A 24,058-nucleotide genomic window follows, 5' to 3' on the forward strand; every position below is an offset into this window, starting at 1 on the left:
GGGCAGGATAGGGCTTTAGGCGGCCCGGAATTGCCCCATGCGGTTTAGTCCCCATAAGGGCTATACGGTATGGGGCAATGGGAGGGCCGCTGTTTGTATGCCCCGGCTTTGGAGGACAGCGGGTAAATGTTTCAAAATGGGGGTTGTGGCTTCCGCTGGCAATCTTCGGATCTTGCTTCACTTGCCGACTAATGCGCCGCTTGCCCCGCAGGGGATAGCGGCGGTTATTGGGGTTTAAGGTATCGGGCGGCCCGGAACGGGACATGACCAACTGAACGGAGCGACCAAAGGGAGCGGAGAGAGGGCGGGGATGGACCGTGGAGGGCTGCCCCTGGGACGGCGGCATACAATGATTTGAAAAAAACCCGGAGGGTTTTTGACTATTCTTTTCTTCGGGTTGGGGATAGGATGAAAGCGGCGGAAAAAGGCTTTATAAAATGACCTTTTTTATATTGGAAATGGGGCGGTAGTCGTTGAATATCGCAAAATGTATGCAGTTATGTATGCAACAAAGGGTCAATCTTTAACATAAACTATCGCAAGATATATCATGTAGGCTATTGACTAATTCTATATCCTGCAATAAAATAAGAGCATAAATCGTCATTTATAAAAGAATATCTTTGTTTGATACCTACTTACTTGATAAAAAATTAACTATCGCTAATAATGAGAACAGTACTTTCCCCGGCGTTAACGTATCTAAATGGCGCATAGAAAAAGCATACTCCACGTATTGCAAAATTGTAAAAGCGCAGGAAAAAAAAGAAAAAGGTGCTATTGATGAAGATGAATATGAGGCTCTTTTTACTGAAATTGAATCTGATTTTACCGAAGTAGAATATGTTGTACCCATAAATCAATCTCAAGAAGAAGTTTTTGAGTATAATGAAGCAGAAAATGAAGAATTCAAAATACGACGATTAAATCGTGAACCATTACAATACTATCTACAAATGCGCATAGTATTTGATCCAATGTTTCCTGGCGGATATAAGGTAGAATCTCCCCTGGATTTCGACGGATATGATAATGACTTTTTCCTACGCCAAATACAATGGATGGAGAATCCTTCCCAAAATATATATCTGGGGCCGAAAAAATTGCATGATGTTATAGCAGGGGAGATAAACAAATTATCGATGAACCCTGTTAATAACGCTAACATTAGCGTATTTATGCTCAAAAACTTCCCGGCACTTGAATGAAGAAAAGAAAAATATACTCGTCTATATAGAGATATTCAAGACATTTTTCTCTTAATGAATAAAGAAAATATTTTAGAATTTGACAGGGAAAATATAGTGGGTGGATTGAACAGGAGGATATTGGAATTCCTCTTAAATAAAATAATAAAAATATTGCCCGAAGAAAAAAGAAAGCAGATTAGAGAAAATGCTTATTGTGATAGCAAAAATAATGAAAAAATTATGATCCAAAAATATCTAAATATCGCTAATATTAATAAAAATATTTTCTCTGAACGATTAAGTTTTAAAGGAGCGATAATCCATATTGATAATACAATGGGTAATAGTATACTGGAGAAATCTCTTAACCTTATTGTGTTAAGATATTATCGACCATACAAAGAAATATTAAATCTTTTTAAAATGAATGAAATGAATTCATTCTATGAAAAAATAATTAAAATGAATAACATTCGAAATCTTATTAGTCATGACTCTGACAAATCAATGTCTAAAGATGATTATAATTACTATATTACAAATATATATTTTATAGCTAATATTTTATTACGAACGCTTGAGGAGGCGGAATAAATGAGCAAGAAGGCCAAAAAACAAGCGAACAACAGTCCCGTCCAACAAAAATTACAGAAACCTACGCCTGTTACTATTGAGACTACTTCTACGGCAGTAACTCAAGCAGACTTTAATGTTAAAAAAGATACGCTTTTAGCTACATTAAAAGCAGATGTTAAAGAACTTGAAGATCAAAAACAAAGGATCGAAAACGATATTGATAAACTCCGTCAATCTGCCGAGAAAGAAAATCTCAATTTAAAAGAAATTATAAACAAAATAGAACCTTTAAATAAACAGCTACAGGAATCTAAAGGTCTACTTTCGGAGGCAGAATCCAAAAGGAAGGATGAGGAAGAAAAAGCTTTAAAAATCCTCGATTCGGCAAGATTACAGGCTGATCAAATTATAGAAAATGCAAAAATAAAAGCCGATTCTGTCCTTGACGAAGAGCTTAAAAAGCTAAATGAAGACCGGGAAAGCATTAGAAATAAATCTAAAGAACTGGATAAGCGAAAATTAGACTTGGACAGTCAGGAAGATAATCTGGAGATTAGCAGAGAAGTACTTGAAAATGATCGCAAGACCCTTGAAAACAGAAAACAACTCTATAACTCTGCTTCTCCTGACGTAGTAGAATCGTTAGAAGTCCAATTAAATGATACCCAATTACGATATGATGCCATCAAGACAAAGTATGCAGAACAATCAGAGAAAATTAATAAAATTGAACTTATACTTGACAACATAAAAACTGAAACCGGTTTTGATGTTAAATCTATTGCAGATGAGTTCGATAGGTTAAAGAATCGTAATGCAGAGCTTGAGCATATAATTGAAAAATATCCTGATGAAAAACGGCTTCATATATTGGAGGAAGCTGAAATAAAATACGAAGACCTTGAGAAAAATTATGATAAATTAGATCGGGATAATACTCGTTATAAGGAACAACTCAAAGCCGATAAATATTCTCAAAGAGAACTTGAAATCGTTAGGCGTGAAATTGAAGCTACCAATACCTTGAACGAACATCTCCTTAAAGAACTTGAGAGCCACAAGACAGCCCTCGAATCCAGAACCGGCGATACATGCCCGGCTCTGACTAAAGTTGATTCAGAAGTAGAAACATCTGAATTCAAACAAGGCATCGCAAATAGATGGAAACGAGAAAAACTTTCCAGCCTTGAAGAAATAGTTACCCACGTTAGAGATTTTGCAGGCAGCAGAAGAAACGAAGAGCGGCTTTTTTATACAGCAGATGATATAAGGTCTTTTCTTGCAGGAATGGCAGTAAGCCGGTTACTTATACTCCAAGGTATGTCAGGTACAGGAAAATCCAGTCTCCCACGAATATTTTCAGAAGCTATTTCTGGTTTTAACCATCTTATACCAGTAGAATCTTCCTGGCGGGACAGAAATGAACTGCTTGGCTATTATAATGATTTTAATAAAAAGTTTAACGCCAAAACCTTCACTATCGAACTCTATCGTAGTGGAAGAGATAGATGCAAAGACATACCAACTTTCATTGTTTTTGACGAAATGAACCTGGCCCGAATGGAATACTATTTTTCAGATTTTTTAGCAATTTTACAAGAACCGAATCCCGAAGACTGGCTTATAGAACTAGTTTCTTCTGATATGAGGACGCTTCCTTCATCTATCCCAATAGATATAAGTTCATTAATGCAAAAAAACTCCCGAGGTATTTACTCAATTTGGGAACGTATAGAAAAGAGTCGAAACGGAGATACAAAAGCTTCAACATCAGATGAAGAAAGAAGCAATCTTGCGAATTATCTTGAAAAACAAAATCTTCTAACCGGAGCAAAAGGTTTAATAGATGGTAGAAAAATCAAAATAACTGAAAATGTATGGTTTATTGGAACTTCTAATAAGGATGAGTCAACTTTTGAAATAACCGACAAGGTTTATGACCGGGCGCAAGTATTATCTCTTAATAGCAAAGGATTAGATGAAAGGAATTATAATGATGTGCGTCAGAAAAGCATTTCATCCGAAAATTTGCTTGTTCTTTTCGATAATGCAAAAAAGGATTTTAGCGAAAAAAAAGTTACCGAAGAATTAAAGAAATTAGATGATCTTTTAGTAGAACATTTTGATGTTTCATTTGGAAACCGAATTCTCCGCCAATCTCTTGATTTTGTTGCTGTTTTTACAGAAGCAGGAGGTACTATAGAGAATGCTCTTGATTATCAGATTTCCACAAAAATTCTTCGAAAAGTAATAACCTCTGATAATAAAGACGGGATGGAATATTTGAAGCTATTCGCGGAACAGTCAAATTATCAGAAGATGAATACAATAATTACCAAACGTATAAAGGATTTGAGATAGTACAACAAGATGACCGAAGCTATACAAAATGATTTCATAGACCAGTTGGTATCTCGTGGTGTTAATCAGGGTTTTTCCAAGGCTTATTCAGAATTTGGCTGTGAATATGAACAGTTAGGATCAAAAAAACCTCTTGATGGAATACATGATAAACAATTACGCATGTATGCCGTAGACCAAAGTACAGCTATCAAAGATATAAGGGAAACCCTTGCAAAAATCAGAGAAAGTGTTCCAGTTCTTAAAAGAATATGTGCAAGGCCAAAATCACATCTGAAATCCATCAATGAGGTTAGGCCAATTGATACGGTAAAAAGAGTCGGATATGAGTCTATATCATACCTTGCTTCACATAGTGAGGATTGGCTTGCCAGAACTGCCTCAGGTCTTAAACCTGCCAGGCTCTTTTCCCGAGTTGAAGAGGATGATTTTGCGATATATGAAAACAAGGTTGTAAAAACACTCATTGATAGAGTATATCGTTTTTTGAAAGAAAATATTGACGATCTTGAATATAAGCATAGCCAAATAAAAGGAATATTGAACAGTCGTGATACCAATCTTCAAGGCTTTGGTTTTGATAGATCTTTTCAAATAGCAATATCAGAACTGATACCTGATAATTTCTTTGGTGATCCGCAGAAACAAATAGAAGTGGACCTTGCACAAGAAATGATCACTGACGCAAATCAGCTTAAAAATATATTTAGTGAACTTAAAAAAAGCCAGCTTTATAGATTGCTTCATAGAATTAAATCCGTTTCTAATCCAATAGATGAAACTAATATCTTTTTATTCGATAAAGACTATAAAAAAGGTTTTTCCCTCTGGAAAGAAATGCAGAAATCGGTCGTACCAGAACAAGAAGTGGAAATTAAACCGGATATTTCAAAATCAAAAGAGGCATATTTAAAATTTTGTAAAACACTTATTCATTATTCTTTGAATTCACTGAAATTTAAACAAATCGATAAAGATAATTTTGACCGGACTAATTTGTCTGTATCCGTATTTTATGCATCTGGAAAATTTAATATAAAATTCCGTGATATTACAAAACGTGAGCTTGTTATTACTAATACTTTGCAAATTCCTATTGAAGACGGTGAAAACTATGAAAGGTTTAGCCGATTAGACGATCGTCTTATTTGGGATAATGATATTACAGAAACAGAAATTGAAGCATTCTGTAAAAAGTTAGTTATTGCAAAAAATAATAAAAATTTCCAAGAAAAAGGACAACGTCGCTTGTCATTGCAATTAAAAAGCTCTATTCTCGAAGTTAATAAAAAAGCTGGCACTCCTATTATTAAAAACATAATAATTATACCTCTTTATTGCCAGATAGAAGACGAAGAACGGCTTAAAATGCTATCGGTTCTTGAAAAAAAATCCAATGAATCCGCTGACCTCACTATATTTGCTTTACCATTGATACAGAATAATGAACAGTTTTTAATCAACTATGCTTCCAGAGCAGGCGACCGTTTTGGGGTTCTGCCTTTAACTCTCTTTGATATTAACTCATATCGCCGCTTACAAAAAATCTTTCTGAAAACCATACTTGAATTCAACGATGAAAAATGTCCTTATTGCGGTGGAATAATGCGGCAAACAGAAAATGGATCTATTTGTAATGACTGTGATATGATTGTAACTACAACTATTTGCTCGTATGAAGAGTGTCATCATAGGTATAAATATATATGGTACTCGGTTAATCATGAAAAAATACGGGCAATGCGAAGTATTAATGGCGTCGATTTCTTTAATCAAGATAGCCTGTTCCAATATAAAGATATTGTAAAGATGGACATTAGCGATAAATTAATGCCGGTATGCCCAAAATGTGGAAATAAATAGATGTCCCAGTGACACTATTAGGGAAACTTTGAAAACAGTAACTGAAAACATGCCAATGAGTCGATAATTGGGCATTTGAAAATAGATTTTGGTCATAGCCTGAAGGCCGTTAACTGCTGGAATTGTATGAAACCCCCATGACAACCAGTGACCATGACACTAGAAGTCATAGCAATTCTGCTATAAAATCGGTATATGAAGCAGAAGCAAGAAGAAAAGGTCCGCATCAATCGCATAATGAAAATTGATGACGAAATTCGATCTCTCAAGTATCCCAATGCCGCCGCCCTGTCCGAAAAACTGGAAGTAACCCAACGGACTATATTACGGGACCTCGACTATTTACGGGATATGTACCAGGCCCCAATCGAATATGACTTCACGAAGCGGGGATTTTACTATACCGAACCCAATTTTTTCATTAAAAGCGTCATTTTGACCGAAGGGGAACTATTTTCAATCGCAATCTTTGACCAACTCCTTGAACAATACCGGAATACGCCTCTGGAACAAAAATTGAGGGATATTTTCGGCAAGATTATTAGATCCCTCCCTGATAATGTAACCTTAGATTCTGTTTTTTCCCAAACTCAAACCAGCTTTATTCCCGATGTACCCGTAGCCATTGACCCCAAAGTTTTTGAAGGTATTTTCAAGGCCCTTAAGGAACACAAAACCTTTACAGGTCTTTACCGTTCCTTAAAACGAATGGATTATATTGGGCATACCCTGGATCCGTATCATGCCGTTTGCCACCGGGGATATTGGTATATCATTTGTTATGCTCACGAAACCGAAACTACCCGTACCTATCTTTTTTCACGGTTCAAGGACATCAAGCTGACCAAAAAAACCTTTACAGTACCTGATAATTTTAATAAGGAACTTTTTTTTGACCGGCAAATGGGTGTATTTAATACCGGGGGCAAAACCTATACCTTCGAGTTCATGCTGCATAAAGACATTGGCACCTATGCGGTTGAACGGTTTTACCATAAAACCCAAACCGTAGAGCAGCGTCCCGATGGCTCCGTCTATGTCCGATTTACCACTAATCAGATAGCGGAGGTACTTCGATGGGCGTTGAGTCAGGGCGATAAGATCAATGTCCTGAACCCTCCGGAATTTGTTAAAATGGTTAAGGAAACAATTGAAAATATGCATAGGCTGTACAAACAAAAATAATTCAAAAATTCCCACAAATTTTTCACTATGACATTAAAAGTCAGATCGCCAATGATAAACTCAAAGTAAATAAGGGCCAAAAGGTCATACCAGGTAATAAGGGATTATGAAGCAAATGAGACCTATCAACATTTTGGTATTGTTTACGATGTTATGGCTATTCTCATGCGCAAGTCAACCGGATGTATTACCGGTGGTAGAGCCGGCGCCAATAATAGAGGATCCAATGCCGATAGATGAAGGATTGAGTATTGAAAAACTCGATGCGTCTTTAAATTTGGCGTATCTAACACTAAAGGAGAGCATCCCACAAGACGGACGAATCGCAACATTGATTATTACCGCAGATGATCCGGGAACGGCGGACTATATTTCACAGGATTTTATATCGCTTTTGGTGGCAAATCGAAACAAAGATGCCAATAAGTACAGCGTTGTGGATCGGAACAATCTGGAACTTTTGCGTAAAGAACAGGAATTACAAGCATCAGGATACATAAGTGACGATACCATCGTTTCTCTGGGGAAATGGCTGGGATCTACTCATGTAGTTACCGGTTCACTTACTGAAATTCAACACCGGTGGACACTCAACCTCAGAATTTTAAGCGTAGAAACCAGTGAAATTATTGGAGTCAGCAATGAACATTTTTGATACCGAGGTTTTTCGTACCCTTGACAACCTGCTGACAAAATATCTTTGGCAAGAAATATTGCTTTTGCCGGATATTTCAATGATACTTATCGTGCTTGCCGTAGTGCTGGTAGTGGGTTTTATTATCAAAAAAACACGACTTATTACCTTGCTCCTAATGCTCATACTTGGAGTATGGTTTTATTATAAAATACAACCGGCAGCTCCGGTTCAGGTTGAACAGCAGCCGGTACCCAAAGCAGTTCCGGTAGACCGGGGACGGCCATTACCCAAAGCGTTTCCCAAAGAACTGGAGACTATTCAGCCCGATATTTCTGCCCTCATGGATGAGTTGAGCGCACATTTCTCAGAGATGGAATCCAAGCCCGATATTGCCATTTATCCCTTCACCATAACAGGGGGTGGCAATCCGCCGGTATTAACGTTCTTAGCCGATGATTTTGCCTATTATTATTCCCGGGAAAAATCGGTGAAGCTGGTAAAACGCTGGCTCATTGAAGACACTGACTCGGACAGGTCCATCGCCGATGCCGGTAAAAAACAAGGGGCCAATTATGTGGTAGCCGGAAAAGTTATTCCCTTGGGCGATCAAGTTGTTGTTTCAGCTCTGATCATCAGCGTTGAAACCTCCGAAATAACCGAAACCTACCAGCGGCGGATACCTCGTATTGCGATTAAAGATATCTTGGTTGAACCATTGGTCAACTCAGAAGAAGATGAATCGTAAACGAAAATTACATTTAACTGATAAAGTTATTGTCAGCCTGTAACTTTTAGGGTACGATTTTCTATAAAAAGGAGTACTATTATGGGATTATTTAGGATGCTTTTTGGGAACATTGGGACACATGCTATGGACGACCTTGAAGATTCTCTCAATGATGGAGAGACAGGGTATTCTTCTGATGGAATATTTGCCCATAAGTCTGGAAATACCTCATTTAATTCAGAGGGGAGAATGTCCCATAGATCCGGAAATATGACTTTTCGGTCAGATGGTAGTTCCACGATTCATAGTGGAACTACCGATTTTCATTCTGATGGTTGCACGTCTATCCATAGTGGGAATACTACCTTTCATTCTGACGGGCATATTACTATAAAATCTGGTAATAACATTTTTGACCTTTAGGGAAGGAGTTTGAGGTCAATGCTGAAAGGATGCTACCTGTCTGCCACTGGTTCTATTGCAACTCATTTTTATAAACCTAAAAGGAATTGATTGGATATGATTATAGAAAGAATAAAGAGAAGAATAGACCCCAATATGTTTATCACTCCCCAAACTACTCCTATTGTTTTTTTTGGAAATTATGACAAGTCAAAGGTTTGTACAATTTCCTTAAATCCAAGTGACAAAGAGTTCATAGACAATTCTAATGATTTGTTGGATTTTAAAAATAATGAAAGGCTGTGTTCCAGGAAAAAATTAAGAAGGAATGATAATGAAGAATTGACAGATGATGAAGCAAACGCTGTTTTAAAATATTGTAATGAATATTTTAAAGTACACCCATATAAAGGCTGGTTTGACCCATTGGATTATTTTATCAAACATTTTGGTAATTATTCATATTATGATGATACTTGTGTCCATTTGGATCTTGTACAATGGGCAACGACACCAAAATGGAATGATGTTCCTCAAAATATTAGGCAGAGACATTTGAATAATGATTTACCTGTATTGAAATACTTGTTAAACAAAGATTTTGAAGTTATGTTTTTGAATGGTAAGACTGTAGTTGATAATGTTGCTCAATGTTTGGATTTAAATATAAAAAGTAAAAATACTGTGTTCAAGAACTCAAATGGGAAGGAGAGTGAGCTATATATTTATTATGGGGAATATAATAGTATCAAAATTGTTGGGTGGAACTTGTATCTTCAATCTGCTGCGGTCGGTGGTTATGAAAACAAGAGTATTTTATGTAAAATTATAAAAGGTAATTTGTGAAATCGGATAATTATTTGAGTGCAAAATTTTCATAAAAAAGCAAGACTCACCTTGCTCTCAAATTAGATCAAAATCACCTGCCAAGCAATCACAAGCAATTGTTTGCACACTTATGTAATGTACCATTTTGCACCATTTGTTTTACCCGATAAAAATACCTTGTTTTCACCGCGCAGCTCACGCAATAGTGCTTGAATTTGATAGCGAGAATAATTGGGCAAAACTTGTTGAACTTCGGATAAAGGGGTTCCATTTTTTCCATTATCCCTTATGTGTTTCAACACAAGCTCTTTGTTCGTATTCTTATCCAAACCTGTATTACGGGTATAAACGCCACTTTTGCCTACAGCCCCATAAATACCCCTGGCCAATACATATTTCCCCCTGCCTGAGTGTTCAACAATGCCCATATCAATTAATCGCTTCGTATGCGAGAGCAATTGGGCTGAGAGTTTATTCCCATGGAATAGTGCATTAATTACCAGAAAATCATCGGTCGTAAAGGATTCCAGACGTTCATCCCCGATTTTCCTTATCAGCAACAGCATTCTTTTGTCGAGAATTAATCCATTTAACGTTAAGAATACCCAATTGCGTGTACGTTCGGGCTGTTTAAATGCTTCACTACCAACCACCTTTCGCGGACGTTTGTCGGTAATGCCAAACACCAAGCTGCCACCACCGCAATTTGCCAAAGCACAGCAGCATTTAGCGGCTTCTCCAAAATCAAATCTTTTCTTCGCTTCTTTAAATTGATAAGACTCACCTTCTTTTGCATTTAACAATTCTTCAACGTTTCCGATAGTTTTCATTCAATTCACCCTCTCAACCAATTGTCGCATACAGACGAGCAGGTCTCGTTCATAACGGTGCAGAGTTAAGGTCATTCTTTATTGCCTTCCCCCTGAATTTGTATGCCTTTAGATTGACAATATTCAAAAAAGACCGATCTGGCCATTTGATTGGGTTCAGTTTTTCCATTTTCCCAGCGATTTATCGTAACATAGGAGACTTTTAGGACATGGGCAAGGTCTTCCTGTCTCACTCCCAAGGTCTGTCGAGCTTGCTTTACGATGTCAGAAAAGGGCAATCAATGCCTCCTTTTTACAGGAAGAAGTATATCACATGTTATAGCAGTCCGGGAAGAATACTGCCGAACGACTTACTAAGTAGCGCAAAAATTCCCCAGCTAATTCGCCCTAACCTTAAATATACTGATAGACTCATCCAAATCCACAACGCCATGCCCGGCGCTTTCCGCGAATTGGACCACCGAATTGGAATGATCCGAGAGGGTGTTAAAATCGCGCTCACAGGCCGTAACCTTTTCCGCTACCCCAAGGCTTAATTCCGTAAGGGAACGGCATAGGTTCGATGCCGATGAAGCTTCGGTTTTCATAACCCCGGCGCCGTTTTTAACGTCCACCGTAATGGTGTTGATTATCTGATTAGAGCGTACTATCTGTTCCGCCCCTATGCTTTGTTCACGGGTAGCGTCGTGTAAACGGGTGGAAATCTTCTCAACATCCTGTATCTTTTCAATGGTTTGCACAAATGACTGCTCCACCTCGATGGAAGCGGCGGCGATTCCCCGTATCTTTTTCTGAATCGACATGAGCGCCTCGCTGGAATTTTTTGACTGCTGGGAGGTGGCCTCCGCCAGTTTACGAATTTCCTGGGCGACCACCGCAAAACCCCTGCCTGCTTCCCCGGCGTGGGCCGCCTCTATGGCGGCGTTCATGGAAAGAAGGTTTGTCTGGGTTGCCACATCGGAAATAACCTTGTTCATCTCCGCCAGGGATTGGGATTCAAGCTCAACCTGCTTGGTCGCTTCCGCTACTTCCGACAGCCGCTTTTTTTCTTCCGCCGAGGAGCTTACCAATTCTTCTACATTGGCGCTCATCGAAAAAGCGCTCTGTTCCACAGAACGAATACTGGCGGCCATCTCTTCCATTGCAGAAGAAGCGTCGCTTATCGCATTACCCTGGCCGTTTATTTTTTCGTTGAGCCGTTCGATCTCGTTCATAATATTGAGAACCTTGGATTCGGATTCGCCGATGGATTGGTTCTCCCGGTTTATGTCCGTACGGATAGATTCCACCACTTCCCTGGCGCTGGAAATAGTTTCCCGGGTTATCCCCGCCGAGCTTGATAAATTATCCGCGATCTGCTGTATCGAGGTCGAAGAATCCTGTATCTTTCTTACCAGGGCGCTGATGCCTCCGGTAAAATTATTGAAGCCCTGGGAAAGGGCGGACGCTTCTTTAGAGGCATAGTCCCTGGATTCAATGCTCAAATCCCCGCCGGCAATAACATCGAAACATTTTACCAGCTCTTTAAAGGGACGGGTGATGGCGGTACTCATAAAAATTGCGGCAATAGATATCAATACTGCAATTAAAACGGCAGTTAAAATGATGAGACGTAACAAAACCTGTGCGTCCTCCCGCAGTACCCCAAGGGACCCGGTTGAAACCATGAACCATTCCGTCCCGGCTACCGGGGAAGAACAGACGTAGGTATCCCTGGCAAGGGAAACCGTCCCAGCCTTTGTTAATACCGATTCCCGGCTGATAGATTTATCAACCGTGTCAAAGAAGTTACGCTGCATAATATAGCTTGGATCGCTATGGGTCAGGAACAACCCGTCAGCATCAATAAGGAAGCTGCGGCCGTCATCGGTGATCTTCCGGGCATTGACCAAATCCACAAGGACATCCATAAACACATCGACCCCGGTTACCCCAATGACTTGCCCATTTGCATCTTCGGCGGTCCGGACTATGGAGACACAAATCTTCCCGGTTTGGGAATCCTCATAAGGGTCGGTAATAACAATTTGATGGGAGGACTGTATGGCGCTTATAAACCAGGGGCGCTTAACCTGATCCCAAGTTTCGGAGCTTGAATAGGGCGCCCAGTCTGTGGCGGTAACAAAATAGCCCCCGTCAAAACGGGAAGCAAGGGTCCCAAAATACATTTCAAAGACCGTAGGATTGGTCGAAAGTATATCCTTGAGGATGCTGGCAAAGGATTCCTCGGTAGGAACGTCCGCCGCAAAGGCGGCCGCCTGGGTGGTCATCTGAATCGCCGGGGCCAGGGCGTTTTGTATGTCCGCATTCAGGTAACGCATGGTTATATCCGCATTGGAACGGAGGTTCTTTTCCGTAATCTTGGACAGGTTGGTCATAAAAATTACGGAAAAAATCGTAGAAATCGTCAGTACCAAACCAAGACACAGCAACAGAATCTGCAACGAAAGCGAAACATACCTCTTTTTCATGTTCCATTCCTTTGTTCTTGTGGGCTTAGGGGACTTTTTAATTATTCCCAAACAAGTAGGATAGTCAAGTAGACAATACATACGGAGGATCGGGTATAATAAGCTATGACTATCCATAAAACATCCGCCCTGGTAGCCCTGGGAGCAAGCCTTCTGTTTTTCGCCCTCTCCCTGACCCCTTTCTTCCGCCAGGGGGAACATAAGGTCTACGATATATTTCTGCGCTTTAGGCCCAAACGGGAACGCCTGGACCAGGTGGTCTTTCTTGACGTGGATGACCAGTCGGTGGCCCATATCGGGGTATTCCCCTGGCCCCGGTCGGTGATGGCCGAAGGGCTCCTGCGGCTTAAGGAGTACGGCGCCAGGGCCGCTATTTTCGATATTGAGTATATCGACAAAAGCCCTACCCAGGTGGACGAGGTGTATTTGCTGCAGGGCCTGCAGGCCGATTATAACCGGCATTTCTCCGAAATAGGCCTTACCATGACGGAACTGCTCAAGGCTATCAGTACGGGGCAAATCCAGGGGAAAGAAGCTTCCCGCTATATCGATGATATACTGGAAACTATCGCCCTTGAGCGGGACGGCCTCTACCGGGATACCTTGGGTATCACCAGAAATAATGATGAATACCTTGCCCGGGCCGCCGCTCTGTTTGGACATGCCTGGGGAACCCTGAACCTGCAGGATGAATTCCTCCTTACCGGTGAGCAGGCGGAGCGGCGTGTCCTGGCGGAAGAACAGTTTTCCTACCCTATTATCGCCGCAGAGGATATCCCGGGCGGGAATAGCATTGATGTGCTTCCTGCAATTCCTTCGTTCATGGAAGCCGTCCGGGGGGCGGGGTTTACCAACGTTGAAATCGACACCGACGGTATCAGGCGGCGTATATACCTAACCCGTAAAGTTAAGGACCATTGGTATTTACAGCTTGCCTTTGCACCCCTAGTCGGCGCCCTGGGAAATCCATCCATTGAATTACAGCGCCGCAAACTTATTATGAAAGGGACTTCCCTTCCGAACGCTGCGGATATAGTCATTCCCCTGGACGATACGGGGGCCATGCTCCTGGACTGGCCCAAAACAAACTACCGGGATAGCTATACCCATGTTTCTTTTGTACGGTTTTCCCTGCTTGCGGAATACCAGTCCAATGTCGAACAATACCTGGATGCCCTCTTTTTTGCGGATCGGAATTTATTTCCCTATCTTACAGAAAACGCCGGAACCATTGCCTCTGTTTTTGACCGCGCCGGCAGTTCCCGCACCCTTGCGGTGGATGAAACCAACGATGAAGCCTTTGAAACGTACCTCACCCTGCGTGATGACGGCCTCTCCCTCCTGGAAACCTTTCTTGGCGCCGCTTTTGCTTACCTTGAAAATGAGACAAAGAAACTTTTGGAAGTTGCTTCGGATAGTGAAGCCGCATATATATTGGAAGAAGCCCGGTACTGTCAAACCCTTCTTGAATACCTTGAAACAGAGTATGCCGCAATAAAAGAAACCAGCGCCTATTTGCGGAAAACCCTGGGCGAAAAGTTTTGCGTCATTGGGCGGGTCGACACGGGTACCACCGATATTGGGGTCAACCCCTTCTTTGGCGAATACGTTAATGTGGGTACCCATGCGGTGGTACTGGACACTATTCTATCCTCTTCTTTTATTACCCCCCTGCCTTCCTTCTGGAGTGTCCTTATACTGTTCCTCTTGGCTCCCATAGTGATTATCGGCATTACAAAAGCTAGCCCGGGAATCCGTTTATTCCTGGGAATAGGGTCCGCATGTCTCTTTGTCGGTTTTTCCTTTGGCCTTTTCTTTTTTAAGGGCATTGTCCTGGAACCCCTGGCCCCGGTACTCGCCCTGGTTACAGCGCTTGTTTTCCGGGAAACCATTGCATTTATGGGAACAGAAAAGGAAAAACGTTTTATCCGTACCGCCTTCTCCCGGTACCTTGCCCCAAAGGTTATTGAACAGATCATTGCGGACCCCTCAAAACTGCAGCTTGGCGGCGAAAAGCGGGATATGACCGCCATATTTACCGACATCAGGAGTTTTTCTACCATTTCAGAAGCCCTTGGAGACCCTGCCCGCCTGGTTCAGCTCCTTAATTTCTATCTGACCCGGATGAGTAATATTATCATGGAAAACCAGGGGACCATTGATAAATATGAGGGGGACGCGATTATCGCCTTCTTCGGGGCGCCGCTGGAACTGCCAACCCACGCTATTATGGCCTGCCGTTCCGCAGTTCAAATGAAAAAGGCGGAAATTACCATTAATAAAGATGCCCTTGCAGAAGGCTTAATTAATGAGACAGTAATAGAAGCTTTAGTGAAAAAAGGCGTTATCACAGAAAAAGACCGATCGGAACCGCTCTTTACCCGCCTGGGTCTCAATACCGGGGACATGGTAGTAGGTAATATGGGGACCCCAAACAAGATGGACTATACAATCATGGGGGACGCGGTGAACCTCGCGTCCCGGCTTGAGGGGGTAAATAAGCAGTACAATACCCGGGGAATCCTTATCAGCGACTATACCCACGCTAAAATCGGTGAGGAATTTCTTCTACGGCGGCTGGACCGGGTACGGGTGGTGGGAAAAACTGACCCCCGCCGGCTCTACGAACTTTTAGATACCGCCGACGGCGCATCCGCAGAGGATACAAAAACTGCGGAGCTCTTCAACGCTGCCATGGATATATTTGAAGGCCGAAACTGGAAAGCAGCGAAAGAAGCCTTTGCAGCGGTCCTTGAGATCCAGCCCTTCGACGGACCCGCAGATTTATACCTGAAACGGTGTGCAGACTACGAGAAAAAACCACCCGCAGAAGATTGGGACGGAGTATATAATCTGGACCAAAAGTAGGGGGAATAAAAAAACCCCTGAAATCTGACGAATTCAGGGGTCTTCAAGGATCTTTTCGTTAAATCTTACATGCCCAAGGCAAAGGACGCCTTAAGGCCATTGGTCCTTAGGGCAACCCAATCTCCCTTGAGGGGAACATCCCTGGAGTTTACTTTGATCATATAATACCGGCCTTCATCGGTGGGATCGTAAACCCGGATATCCCCGGTATTACCATATGCTTCGATCCTAAATGAAACCGGCTTGTCCTTGTTTTCGAAGGTCAGGAATTTCTCATAGTCCTTAAGGCTGATACTCTGTACCAGCTCCATCCGGGAATTGGTAAAACTACGGTATACCTGGGCGCTCAGTCCGGCAGGAATATCCCGGCTAATGGGCTTTTCATCATAATTGAGCCAGAGCAAATAGGAATGGCCGCAGCCCCAAGATGCGCCGTCATAGGCGGTATCCGAGAATATATGTATCCCTACCCCGCCATGACCGTCTTCGGCGCCCCCTTCATAGCGAATATTGAATACATACTCCATGGCCCCGCTTTGGGGAACACGGAAATTGACCTTGGCCAACGGGGCAGCCGTGTCGTTCTGAAAGAGCCTGTCAACGATAAATCCCCACCGACCCGAGGCAAAATGGTACTCCGGTACCTTGCTTTGAGCATAAACCGGGCGTGCCACTGACAGGGTAATACCCACCACAAAAAGGAAAAACACTATCCGCTTCATAAATAACTCCTTGCTTCAATTTGTTATACCATTTTACCACACCTTTTTAATAATGGTTAGTTTTTTTTAAGAATTTTAAGAAATTTTTTGTGCCCCATCGTTTTTGTCCATATCCTCCCTCCTGCCAATAATCGCCCTTCGGGGCTTGTATAAAGTTTTCCATATATGGGAAACTACGATAATGTCAGACATAAATACCACCCACATGAACGCCGCCGATAGGCTGGGAACAGAAAAAATCGGCAAATTACTGCTCCGCTTCTCCATTCCGGCTATTACCGGGATGATTGTCAACGCCCTCTACAACGTGGTGGACCGGATCTTCGTTGGCCGGGGGGTAAACGAGGTGGCCCTGGGGGGCCTTTCCTTGGTTTTGCCCCTCATGACCATCACCATGTCCTTTTCCATGCTCTTCGGCATCGGCGCGGCGAACATGATCTCCATGCGTCTTGGCCAGGGCCGCCGGGACGAGGCGGAAAACGCCCTGAACCACTGTTTCTGGCTCCTCATTGGTATGGGAATTATCCTAATGACCGTGGAATTAGCCCTTCTGGACCCAATTCTTTCCTTACTGGGGGCTCAGGAGGGAAGTACTTCCCTAAGCTACGCCCGCAGCTACTACCGGATCATCCTTTTGGGGCAGGTTTTTTTGCTGGTGGGTTTCGGCTTCTCCCACTGTACCCGGGCTCAGGGCTTTCCTACCATCACCATGCTGAGTATGTTCATCGGCGCGGGGATGAACATGATCCTGGACCCGATTTTTATCTTTATTTTCCACTGGGGAGTGGAAGGAGCCGCTTGGGCTACCATCATCTCCCAGCTTGCGGCGGCAATCTGGATACTTTCCTTCAATTTCAGTAAAAAGGCGGTGATCCGGCTCCGGCTCAAGACTTTTAAGCCATCCCTGAATATCGTGGGCCAGATCATGGTCTTCGGTTCCGCCCAGTTTTTTCTCCAGTTTGTCATGTCCGCGGTGCAGCTCCTCTACAATTCCACCATGGGCTGGTACGGGGTTGCTGCCCTGGGGGTATCCAATGGGGGGGATATCGCCCTTTCGGGGATGAACATCAACGGGTCTATCCTCATGCTTATCCTCATGCCCATCTTCGGGATCAACCAGGGGGCTCAGCCCATACTGGGGTACAACTACGGGGCAAAGAAATACCACCGGGTCCTCAGGGCATACCTGGGGGCCATTGCCGCCGCCACGGGGATTGCCACGGTAGGCTTTATCCTGGCGGAGCTGTTCCCGGTACAGTTAATACGCCTCTTCGCCCCGAACGGCAGCCCCGCCCTGATGCGCTTCGCCCCCTGGGCTATGCGGGTAATGATGATAATGCTGCCCCTTAACGGATTCCAGATCGTGTCCTCTAATTTCTTTGTGGTGACAGGCAGGCCGAAAACTTCAATCGTCCTTTCTTTGATGCGTCAGTGTATTGCCCTTATTCCCTGTATACTCATCTTCAGCAGAATCTGGGGCCTCTGGGGAGCCATTGCCGCCACCCCGGTAGCGGACGGAGTGGCGTTCCTGTTTACCGGGATCATGATTATTTTTGAACTGAAGAAACTCCGCTCCCATGCACAGTAGGCTTTCTCCACCGGCACAGGGTTTCTGCGGCGGAGCAGACCTTGTCCGCCATGCAAATTATCCAGCCCTCCCGGTATTTGGGGGGGTGCAGCAGGGTATAGGGCCACATATGGGTCCGGATTAGGGACGCCTCTTTATCCGATATGTTAAAGTATTTTCGCCCGTTTTCTGCGGCGACAACAGGATGGGTCCATCCGTGAAGGGACCACATCTTGTCCGGCACATGCCAGTCGTAAAGAAAAAAATCATGGAGAAGGGCGGCCTTAACAAGGCTCTCCGTATCGGCGATCTTAAAAAACTCACCCATACTAAAACTTAAACGCGCCACATCCAAGCTGTGTTCATAAACAGAAATTTTTCCATGCTGGATAAATTTTTTTGATTCAGAGAATTTGCTGCTGGTAAGAATACCGGCGGCGATCTTTTCAAACAGCAGGGTATCTTTCATGCCAATCCATCCACAGGGTTTTGTATCCCCGCTTTTTTATTTTTTATATACCGCCGGATGGTAAAAACCGCATCCGCAGTGAAGGTCCCAAGCAAAACCAGATCTATCCTAAGCAGCGCCTTTGGGCCGATAAAATGTATCAGATCCATGGCCAGATCCCAATAAAAATACACCAAGGCCACTGCTACCAGACCGAAAAACAGGGATGTGGTCAGGGCTATACGTTTTTTATAATTACACCACCAGGTAAAAGGATAGGTATCATAGTCCCAACATTTCTTGTTAAAGGCTTTTTCCAGAAGAAGGGCAGCCAGGTATTCTACCAGCGTACAAAGCAGGGCGCCGGAAATAAATACCAGGAGGGGATAGGGCTTGAGGGGCAAACCGGCGGAATACACCGCAAAACCACCAAAACCGTGGACCGGTACCCAGGGGCCTTTAAAAAAACCCTTGCTCACAAACCGTTTGCGGACGATTGATTCCATGATGGTCTCCCCTACCCATCCGCTTAGGGAAAAAAAGAAAAAGAGAAAAACTATCCTATCCGTTCCGGCGGTAAGGGGATTAAACATCCTAGGCAATCCTGAGGGGAACCTCGCCATTGGGGCTCGGCGGAGTGTTCCTGGTATTCATGATAAGCATCTGCAAACGGTTTTCTATGTTCGCAAAGCTGGTATCCGGATCATAATCCAGGGCAAGGATCTGAATACCCGGATAGTCTTCCTTAATGCGCTTTACAACTCCCCGCCCGGCAAAATGGTTGGGCAGGCAGCCGAAGGGTTGAAGGAGGACAAATGACTTTACCCCCCGGGATGCGCGATGCAGTATATCTGCGGCCATGAGAAAAGATTCACCGGAACAGATCGAACGGTCTATGATAGGATCACTGTACTTAGCCAGATCCGGCAATTGCATGGCAGGCTCGTACAGCGGATGTTTACGGGCCGAAATCTCCATAATACGCAGGGCGATATCAAAAAATTTATCCCCCATAAAAGCCCGCAGCATTTCAAACTTGGAATAGATCACCTGATAGTTCTTAAACTTTGAAATGATATGCATAAGCATGAGGTTCCGGTATATATCGTACATCCGGGGAAGCTCCACCTCCATATTATTCTTTTCAAGGTATTCTTCAATATAAAAATTGGAACCCGGATGGTAGGTTAAAAGATATTCCCCGGTGATAAAAACCAGGGGCTTGCGTACGGACCGGTCGTAACGGATGGCGCGGACCGCCTTAATAGCCTTTCTATAGGCCCGGAGCGCGCTCAGCATACCCCCCCGGCCCAGGGCGTCGGTGATCCTATCCACCGAAACTTCAAACACCCGGTCGGTCTCCCCCTTTTCAAATTCGTAGGGACGGATCTTACGGCGAAGATCCTCCAGGATTTCTACCATCACCAGACCCCAGCCCGCCCGGGCAAAGGACATTTCGCTTAACTTGAAGCCCGGGTGGATATTTTTAAGATCGTGAATGTCCGTGGAAAAGATAGGCACCTGGGGGTAACCCGCATCGTCCAGGGCTTTGCGGGTAAGAAACATATAGTTCACCAGCCGGCAGTCGCAGTAGGTTTTTCCCGTACCGATAACCACCTCATCGGGGTTGTACTCCCCGCTCTTTAAAACCGCCAGGGCTTCGCCGATAAGCATCTGGGCGGGAAAACAACTATCGTTGTGCACATATTTTTTACCCAGCTGAATAGCTTCCCTGCCGCCCATGGGCAGGGGGGCAACATTAAAACCCTGCTTCCCGATTGCTGCGGTCATGATCTTACAGAAGGCCCGGCTTACATTGGGTACCAGAAATATTTTGTCCTTGTTTTTCTTCGTAAATTTAACCGGATAGGGATCCTGCAGGGCTTTAATTTCCATCCTGCCCGCTTCCCGTTCCCGTCTGGCCTGAACGGTTTCGATAAAGGAACGGACCCGTATCCGCAAGGGGCCGGCCACTTCGCTTTCATCGAGTTTCAGGATAAGGGGCGCCTTTCCGGAAATCTCCTTCATGATACGGGTTACCTCATCGGTGTAAATCGCATCGTGCCCGCAGCCAAAACTGAAGATCTGCACATACTCAAGGGCAGGATGCCGGGCGGTATATATAGCCCCGGAGAGGAGCCGCGCATGATTACTGTTGTTAATGTCCAGCATGGTCCGGGAAAGTTCCAGATCCTTCAGCCCCTCAAGGGCGTCCACCGTAACAACCGGGATGCCCCAGTTGGTAAAGTAACGGGACAACTGGTGGTTTACCATCTCGTCAAACTGATAGTGACGCCCGGTTATAACCACGGCGAATTTTCCTTCCCGTTCCGCCTCAGCGACAATACGGGAACCTTCCGCCACCAGATCGGTATTGAAGCTCTTCAGGGAGGCGTCCCCCTGGGCAATGGCGTTGAGAACGGCTTCCCGGGGAATACCGTAGGTATCCTGCATATAGCGGCAGAGCTGCCGGTCCCGGTCATCCTGTTTAAACCAATGGAAAACCGGATCATCCAGGGGGGTGTTCCAGTTGCGCTGCGGATCATCGGAATACTTCACCACCAGGGGATATCCCTTGAGAACCGGACAGGTATAGGTACTGAGGGGCTCGGGATTATCCGGGGGAAGATGCACAAAGAGGGGCAGGAAAATACGATCAACCTTACTGGCTATCAGATCGTGGATATGCCCGTGGACGAGTTTTGCGGGAAAACATACCGTATCGGAGGCCACGGACTGGAGACCCCGGTCAAAAAGCTTACGGGTACTGGGATGGGAAATCCTGGTCTTGAACCCCAGGGCTTGAAAAAAGGTGGTAAAGAAAGGCATGGTACGCCAGAAGTCCAGGACCCGGGGCAGACCGATGGTAATATTTCTATCCGGACATACCGTGGTAACCGGATAATCGGCGAAGAGCAGTTTTTCCCGGAACTTAATCATGTCCGGGACCGCTTCCATCTGGGTGTTGATCAGTTTAATCTTTTCCCGTACCGAAGCATCCTCAAGGCTGCCGATTATCTCCCCCCGCTCGCAGCGATTTCCCGTAACCCAGGTCATTCTTCCTTCATCGGAGGGTCCTGAGGAATGTTTCCCATAAAAAAAGTTAACCAGGGTACGGTTACAATTGTTCGTACAAAAGCTGCACCTATTATTCGTTTCCTGGGTATAATCAAAATCCGCCACGGCATCCAGGCCGATAAAACGGGTTTTGTCCGCAGGGCCATGGGGGGAAGTGAAACCCCGGGCGGCGATGTGCTTTTTTGTAAGCAGGGCAATACCGATTGCCCCCATTTCCCCCGGATAGGGGGCGCGGATTACCGGCTTCTCCAGGTACTGTTCCAGGGCGCGGAGTACCGCGTTGTTTTTAAAGGTACCCCCCTGTACGACAATCTTGTCTCCCAGTTCGGCGAAGTTTGATATACGGATAACCTTGGTAAACACATTTTCTATTATGGAACGGCACAGGCCGGCCATAATATCCTCCGCCTGTTTCCCGTTTTTCTGTTCCGTAATAATAGTACTGTTCATAAACACCGTACAGCGGCTTCCCAACTCTGCGGGATTTTTTGCGTTAAAGGCGGCTTCGGCAATTTTATTTACCGGAATATTGAGGTTGGAAGCAAATGTCTCCAAGAAGGAACCGCAGCCCGACGAGCAGGCTTCATTGAGGGTAATATTGGTAACAATGCCATCGGCAATGGTAATGGCCTTCATATCCTGGCCGCCGATATCCAGGATAAACGTAACCCCGCCCATATACTTCTGGGCCGCCTCGGCGTGGGCCACGGTTTCCACCGTATGGTAATCGGCGCCGAAGGCTTTATCGAAGAGCAGTTCGCCGTAACCGGTGGTACCCATGGCGATTATTTCCAGGGTCACCCCCATATCATCGTACTTCTTTTTCAGATCCACCAGGGCCTGTTTTATAACCCGCAGGGGCTCACCTTTATTGTTGGAATAAAAGCTGTCTACCACATTTTCATCTTCATCCAGGAGCACAAATTTTGAGGTGGTGGAGCCCGCATCGATCCCCAAATACACCCGCAGGGTATCCCCCTTATTAGCGGTAGGATGGGGCTGGGCAGGAAGTCTATGCCGTTCCTCGAATACGCTGCGCTCCCCGGGCGTGTCAAAATACTGCTTCCGGGTTACGGGGATGGAGGCGCTGATATTTTCACGGTAATGGGCAAGGGCGGAAAGGGCCTTCTCCGGCTCGAATTCCGAAGTTTCCTGTAAAAACATTTCGTCCAAGGACAGCGCAGTACCATAGGCTATCAGGGTTTCCGGATTTTCCGGGCGGATGATATCCGCTTCCTTAAGGCCGAGCCTTTCGGCGAAGACCCGGATTAAGGTGGGGTTAAAGGTCAGTGGCCCCCCTTCAAAGATGATGGGAGGCTTAAGCGCAAGCCCCTGGGCAAGGCCGCCGATAGTCTGTTTGACAATGGCGTGAAAGGCGGAAAGGGCGATATCCTCCGGCAGCCCCCCCTGGTTCAGCAGGGGCTGGATATCGGTTTTGGCAAAGACCCCGCAGCGGCCGGAAATATCGTAGACCGCGGTACCCTTTGCGGCCAGGGCTTCAAATTGCTCCACCGGGGTCCGCAGGAGGGAAGCCACTTCGTCGATAAACGCCCCGGTCCCCCCGGCGCAGCTCCCGTTCATCCGCATATCCGAAGCGACAAGCCGTTTTATCCCTTCGTCATAGTAAAAAAAGACCACCTTGGCGTCCTGACCGCCCAATTCTATGGCGACCCGGGCCTGGGGATAGAAAATACGCACCGCGATGGCGTTTGCCACCACTTCCTGGATATAATGGGCGTGTATGGCCTCCGCAATGGGCTTGCCCCCGGAACCGCAAACCGCCGTTTTAAACTCAATCCCGGGGAAAAGGGAGAAAACTTCAGTTAAAAGGGTATGTACCGTCTCGGATTGATACGCATTATGCCTTTCATATCGAGAAAATAGGATTTTTTTACTTACCGACTCCATTACGACCACTTTTACCGTGGTGGAGCCCACGTCTATGCCTAAACGCAGGGATAAATAATCTTGATTCATGGATAGGATTATAATAACGATTATCAAAAAAATCTACAAGGGTCCCTGGTTTCTTCAACAGCAATTCCAAATAAGAAGGAACACAGAGGACACAGAGGGAGGAACACAGAGGACACAGAGGGAGGAACACAGAGGACACAGAGGGAGGAACACAGAGGTTACACAGAGGGAGGAACACAGAGGACACAGAGGGAGGAACACAGAGGACACAGAGGGAGAAACACAGAGAACAGAGAGGGAAGAACACAGAGGACCCAGAGGGAAAACCGCAGAGATGAACTTATAATTTTTTTAGTGTAAACGGTAATCATAGGGGGACTCTGTCTTC

Annotated in this window: 19 protein-coding genes; 11 read left to right on the forward strand and 8 right to left on the reverse strand. The window is 44.7% G+C overall.

Translation table 11 applies throughout. From position 1 onward, the window contains the following. The coding region (locus LQZ19_RS11360; protein WP_411047783.1) for a hypothetical protein at window positions 1-346 on the reverse strand (346 nt) is incomplete at its 3' end. 277 nt (window positions 347-623) lie between these two features. On the opposite strand from LQZ19_RS11360, the gene LQZ19_RS11365 reads away from it, so the two are divergent. From LQZ19_RS11365 to LQZ19_RS11400, 8 genes are all read left to right on the forward strand, one after another. Next, a complete protein-coding gene (locus LQZ19_RS11365) occupies window positions 624-1,208 on the forward strand; it encodes a hypothetical protein (protein WP_411047784.1) in 585 nt (194 codons plus the stop codon). A 54-nt stretch (window positions 1,209-1,262) separates the two neighbouring features. Continuing rightward, on the forward strand, window positions 1,263-1,784 hold the full coding sequence (locus LQZ19_RS11370; RefSeq protein ID WP_411047785.1) for a hypothetical protein: 522 nt from the start codon (window positions 1,263-1,265) through the stop codon (window positions 1,782-1,784). After that, the gene (locus LQZ19_RS11375) at window positions 1,785-4,127 is read left to right on the forward strand and encodes a hypothetical protein (RefSeq protein ID WP_411047786.1); all 2,343 of its coding nucleotides are present in this window, start codon (window positions 1,785-1,787) and stop codon (window positions 4,125-4,127) included. It abuts the gene before it with no gap. A gap of 9 nt (window positions 4,128-4,136) precedes the next feature. Then, complete coding sequence (locus LQZ19_RS11380; RefSeq protein WP_411047787.1) at window positions 4,137-5,990, forward strand: DUF2357 domain-containing protein; 1,854 nt, start codon at window positions 4,137-4,139, stop codon at window positions 5,988-5,990. 195 nt (window positions 5,991-6,185) lie between these two features. Then, the gene (locus LQZ19_RS11385; RefSeq protein ID WP_411047788.1) at window positions 6,186-7,175 is read left to right on the forward strand and encodes a helix-turn-helix transcriptional regulator; all 990 of its coding nucleotides are present in this window, start codon (window positions 6,186-6,188) and stop codon (window positions 7,173-7,175) included. Window positions 7,176-7,401: 226 nt separating this feature from the next. Then, a complete protein-coding gene (locus LQZ19_RS11390) occupies window positions 7,402-7,830 on the forward strand; it encodes a CsgG/HfaB family protein (RefSeq protein ID WP_411047789.1) in 429 nt (142 codons plus the stop codon). Beyond that, window positions 7,817-8,557 (forward strand): hypothetical protein, encoded by a 741-nt coding sequence (locus LQZ19_RS11395; RefSeq protein WP_411047790.1) that lies wholly within the window; start codon window positions 7,817-7,819, stop codon window positions 8,555-8,557. Before LQZ19_RS11390 ends, LQZ19_RS11395 begins: the two co-directional genes overlap by 14 nt. Window positions 8,558-9,058: 501 nt before the next feature. Then, window positions 9,059-9,787, forward strand: coding sequence for a hypothetical protein (locus LQZ19_RS11400; RefSeq protein ID WP_411047791.1), 729 nt, complete (start codon window positions 9,059-9,061; stop codon window positions 9,785-9,787). A gap of 110 nt (window positions 9,788-9,897) precedes the next feature. Here the strand turns inward: LQZ19_RS11400 and LQZ19_RS11405 are convergent, their stop codons facing one another. The 3 genes from LQZ19_RS11405 to LQZ19_RS11415 form a co-directional block, all read right to left on the reverse strand. Then, a complete protein-coding gene (locus tag LQZ19_RS11405; protein ID WP_411047792.1) occupies window positions 9,898-10,599 on the reverse strand; it encodes an AlbA family DNA-binding domain-containing protein in 702 nt (233 codons plus the stop codon). A 71-nt stretch (window positions 10,600-10,670) separates the two neighbouring features. Beyond that, window positions 10,671-10,877: a helix-turn-helix domain-containing protein gene (locus LQZ19_RS11410; protein ID WP_411047793.1), complete on the reverse strand. Its 207-nt coding sequence runs from the start codon at window positions 10,875-10,877 to the stop codon at window positions 10,671-10,673. 99 nt (window positions 10,878-10,976) lie between these two features. Next, window positions 10,977-13,070 (reverse strand): methyl-accepting chemotaxis protein, encoded by a 2,094-nt coding sequence (locus LQZ19_RS11415; protein WP_411047794.1) that lies wholly within the window; start codon window positions 13,068-13,070, stop codon window positions 10,977-10,979. Between the two features lie 105 nt (window positions 13,071-13,175). On the opposite strand from LQZ19_RS11415, the gene LQZ19_RS11420 reads away from it, so the two are divergent. After that, window positions 13,176-15,938 (forward strand): CHASE2 domain-containing protein, encoded by a 2,763-nt coding sequence (locus LQZ19_RS11420; protein WP_411047795.1) that lies wholly within the window; start codon window positions 13,176-13,178, stop codon window positions 15,936-15,938. Between the two features lie 65 nt (window positions 15,939-16,003). Here LQZ19_RS11420 and LQZ19_RS11425 read toward each other — a convergent pair whose 3' ends face one another. Beyond that, window positions 16,004-16,660: a hypothetical protein gene (locus tag LQZ19_RS11425; protein ID WP_411047796.1), complete on the reverse strand. Its 657-nt coding sequence runs from the start codon at window positions 16,658-16,660 to the stop codon at window positions 16,004-16,006. A gap of 181 nt (window positions 16,661-16,841) precedes the next feature. Here LQZ19_RS11425 and LQZ19_RS11430 point away from each other — a divergent pair, with 181 nt between their 5' ends. After that, complete coding sequence (locus tag LQZ19_RS11430; RefSeq protein WP_411047797.1) at window positions 16,842-18,248, forward strand: MATE family efflux transporter; 1,407 nt, start codon at window positions 16,842-16,844, stop codon at window positions 18,246-18,248. Here LQZ19_RS11430 and LQZ19_RS11435 read toward each other — a convergent pair. Genes LQZ19_RS11435 through LQZ19_RS11445 form a run of 3 tightly spaced genes read right to left on the reverse strand, consistent with a single transcriptional unit; the run spans window position 18,208 to window position 23,730 of the window. After that, window positions 18,208-18,696, reverse strand: a complete 489-nt coding sequence (locus LQZ19_RS11435) for an HD domain-containing protein (protein ID WP_411047798.1) — start codon at window positions 18,694-18,696, stop codon at window positions 18,208-18,210. The genes LQZ19_RS11430 and LQZ19_RS11435 overlap by 41 nt on opposite strands. After that, a complete protein-coding gene (locus tag LQZ19_RS11440) occupies window positions 18,693-19,268 on the reverse strand; it encodes a putative ABC transporter permease (RefSeq protein WP_411047799.1) in 576 nt (191 codons plus the stop codon). Before LQZ19_RS11440 ends, LQZ19_RS11435 begins: the two co-directional genes overlap by 4 nt. A 1-nt stretch (window position 19,269) precedes the next feature. Next, entirely contained in the window at window positions 19,270-23,730 is a 4,461-nt protein-coding gene (locus LQZ19_RS11445; RefSeq protein WP_411047800.1) for an acyl-CoA dehydratase activase, read from the reverse strand. Between LQZ19_RS11445 and LQZ19_RS11450 the strand changes: the two genes are divergently transcribed. Beyond that, window positions 23,729-24,016: a hypothetical protein gene (locus tag LQZ19_RS11450; protein ID WP_411047801.1), complete on the forward strand. Its 288-nt coding sequence runs from the start codon at window positions 23,729-23,731 to the stop codon at window positions 24,014-24,016. The genes LQZ19_RS11445 and LQZ19_RS11450 overlap by 2 nt on opposite strands. Window positions 24,017-24,058 lie beyond the last annotated feature (42 nt).

The organism is Treponema primitia, from assembly GCF_046533075.1.
GTDB lineage: Bacteria > Spirochaetota > Spirochaetia > Treponematales > Breznakiellaceae > Termitinema > Termitinema primitia_B.

Coding starts and splice junctions, on each gene's coding strand:
- LQZ19_RS11370 (WP_411047785.1), top strand. CDS start 1,263: ATGAATAAAGAAAATATTTTAGAATTTGACAGGGAAAATATAGTGGGT.
- LQZ19_RS11375 (WP_411047786.1), top strand. CDS start 1,785: ATGAGCAAGAAGGCCAAAAAACAAGCGAACAACAGTCCCGTCCAACAA.
- LQZ19_RS11380 (WP_411047787.1), top strand. CDS start 4,137: ATGACCGAAGCTATACAAAATGATTTCATAGACCAGTTGGTATCTCGT.
- LQZ19_RS11385 (WP_411047788.1), top strand. CDS start 6,186: ATGAAGCAGAAGCAAGAAGAAAAGGTCCGCATCAATCGCATAATGAAA.
- LQZ19_RS11390 (WP_411047789.1), top strand. CDS start 7,402: ATGCCGATAGATGAAGGATTGAGTATTGAAAAACTCGATGCGTCTTTA.
- LQZ19_RS11395 (WP_411047790.1), top strand. CDS start 7,817: ATGAACATTTTTGATACCGAGGTTTTTCGTACCCTTGACAACCTGCTG.
- LQZ19_RS11400 (WP_411047791.1), top strand. CDS start 9,059: ATGATTATAGAAAGAATAAAGAGAAGAATAGACCCCAATATGTTTATC.
- LQZ19_RS11405 (WP_411047792.1), bottom strand. CDS start 10,599: ATGAAAACTATCGGAAACGTTGAAGAATTGTTAAATGCAAAAGAAGGT.
- LQZ19_RS11415 (WP_411047794.1), bottom strand. CDS start 13,070: ATGAAAAAGAGGTATGTTTCGCTTTCGTTGCAGATTCTGTTGCTGTGT.
- LQZ19_RS11420 (WP_411047795.1), top strand. CDS start 13,176: ATGACTATCCATAAAACATCCGCCCTGGTAGCCCTGGGAGCAAGCCTT.
- LQZ19_RS11425 (WP_411047796.1), bottom strand. CDS start 16,660: ATGAAGCGGATAGTGTTTTTCCTTTTTGTGGTGGGTATTACCCTGTCA.
- LQZ19_RS11430 (WP_411047797.1), top strand. CDS start 16,842: ATGTCAGACATAAATACCACCCACATGAACGCCGCCGATAGGCTGGGA.
- LQZ19_RS11435 (WP_411047798.1), bottom strand. CDS start 18,696: ATGAAAGATACCCTGCTGTTTGAAAAGATCGCCGCCGGTATTCTTACC.
- LQZ19_RS11440 (WP_411047799.1), bottom strand. CDS start 19,268: ATGTTTAATCCCCTTACCGCCGGAACGGATAGGATAGTTTTTCTCTTT.
- LQZ19_RS11450 (WP_411047801.1), top strand. CDS start 23,729: ATGGATAGGATTATAATAACGATTATCAAAAAAATCTACAAGGGTCCC.
- LQZ19_RS11445 (WP_411047800.1), bottom strand. CDS start 23,730: ATGAATCAAGATTATTTATCCCTGCGTTTAGGCATAGACGTGGGCTCC.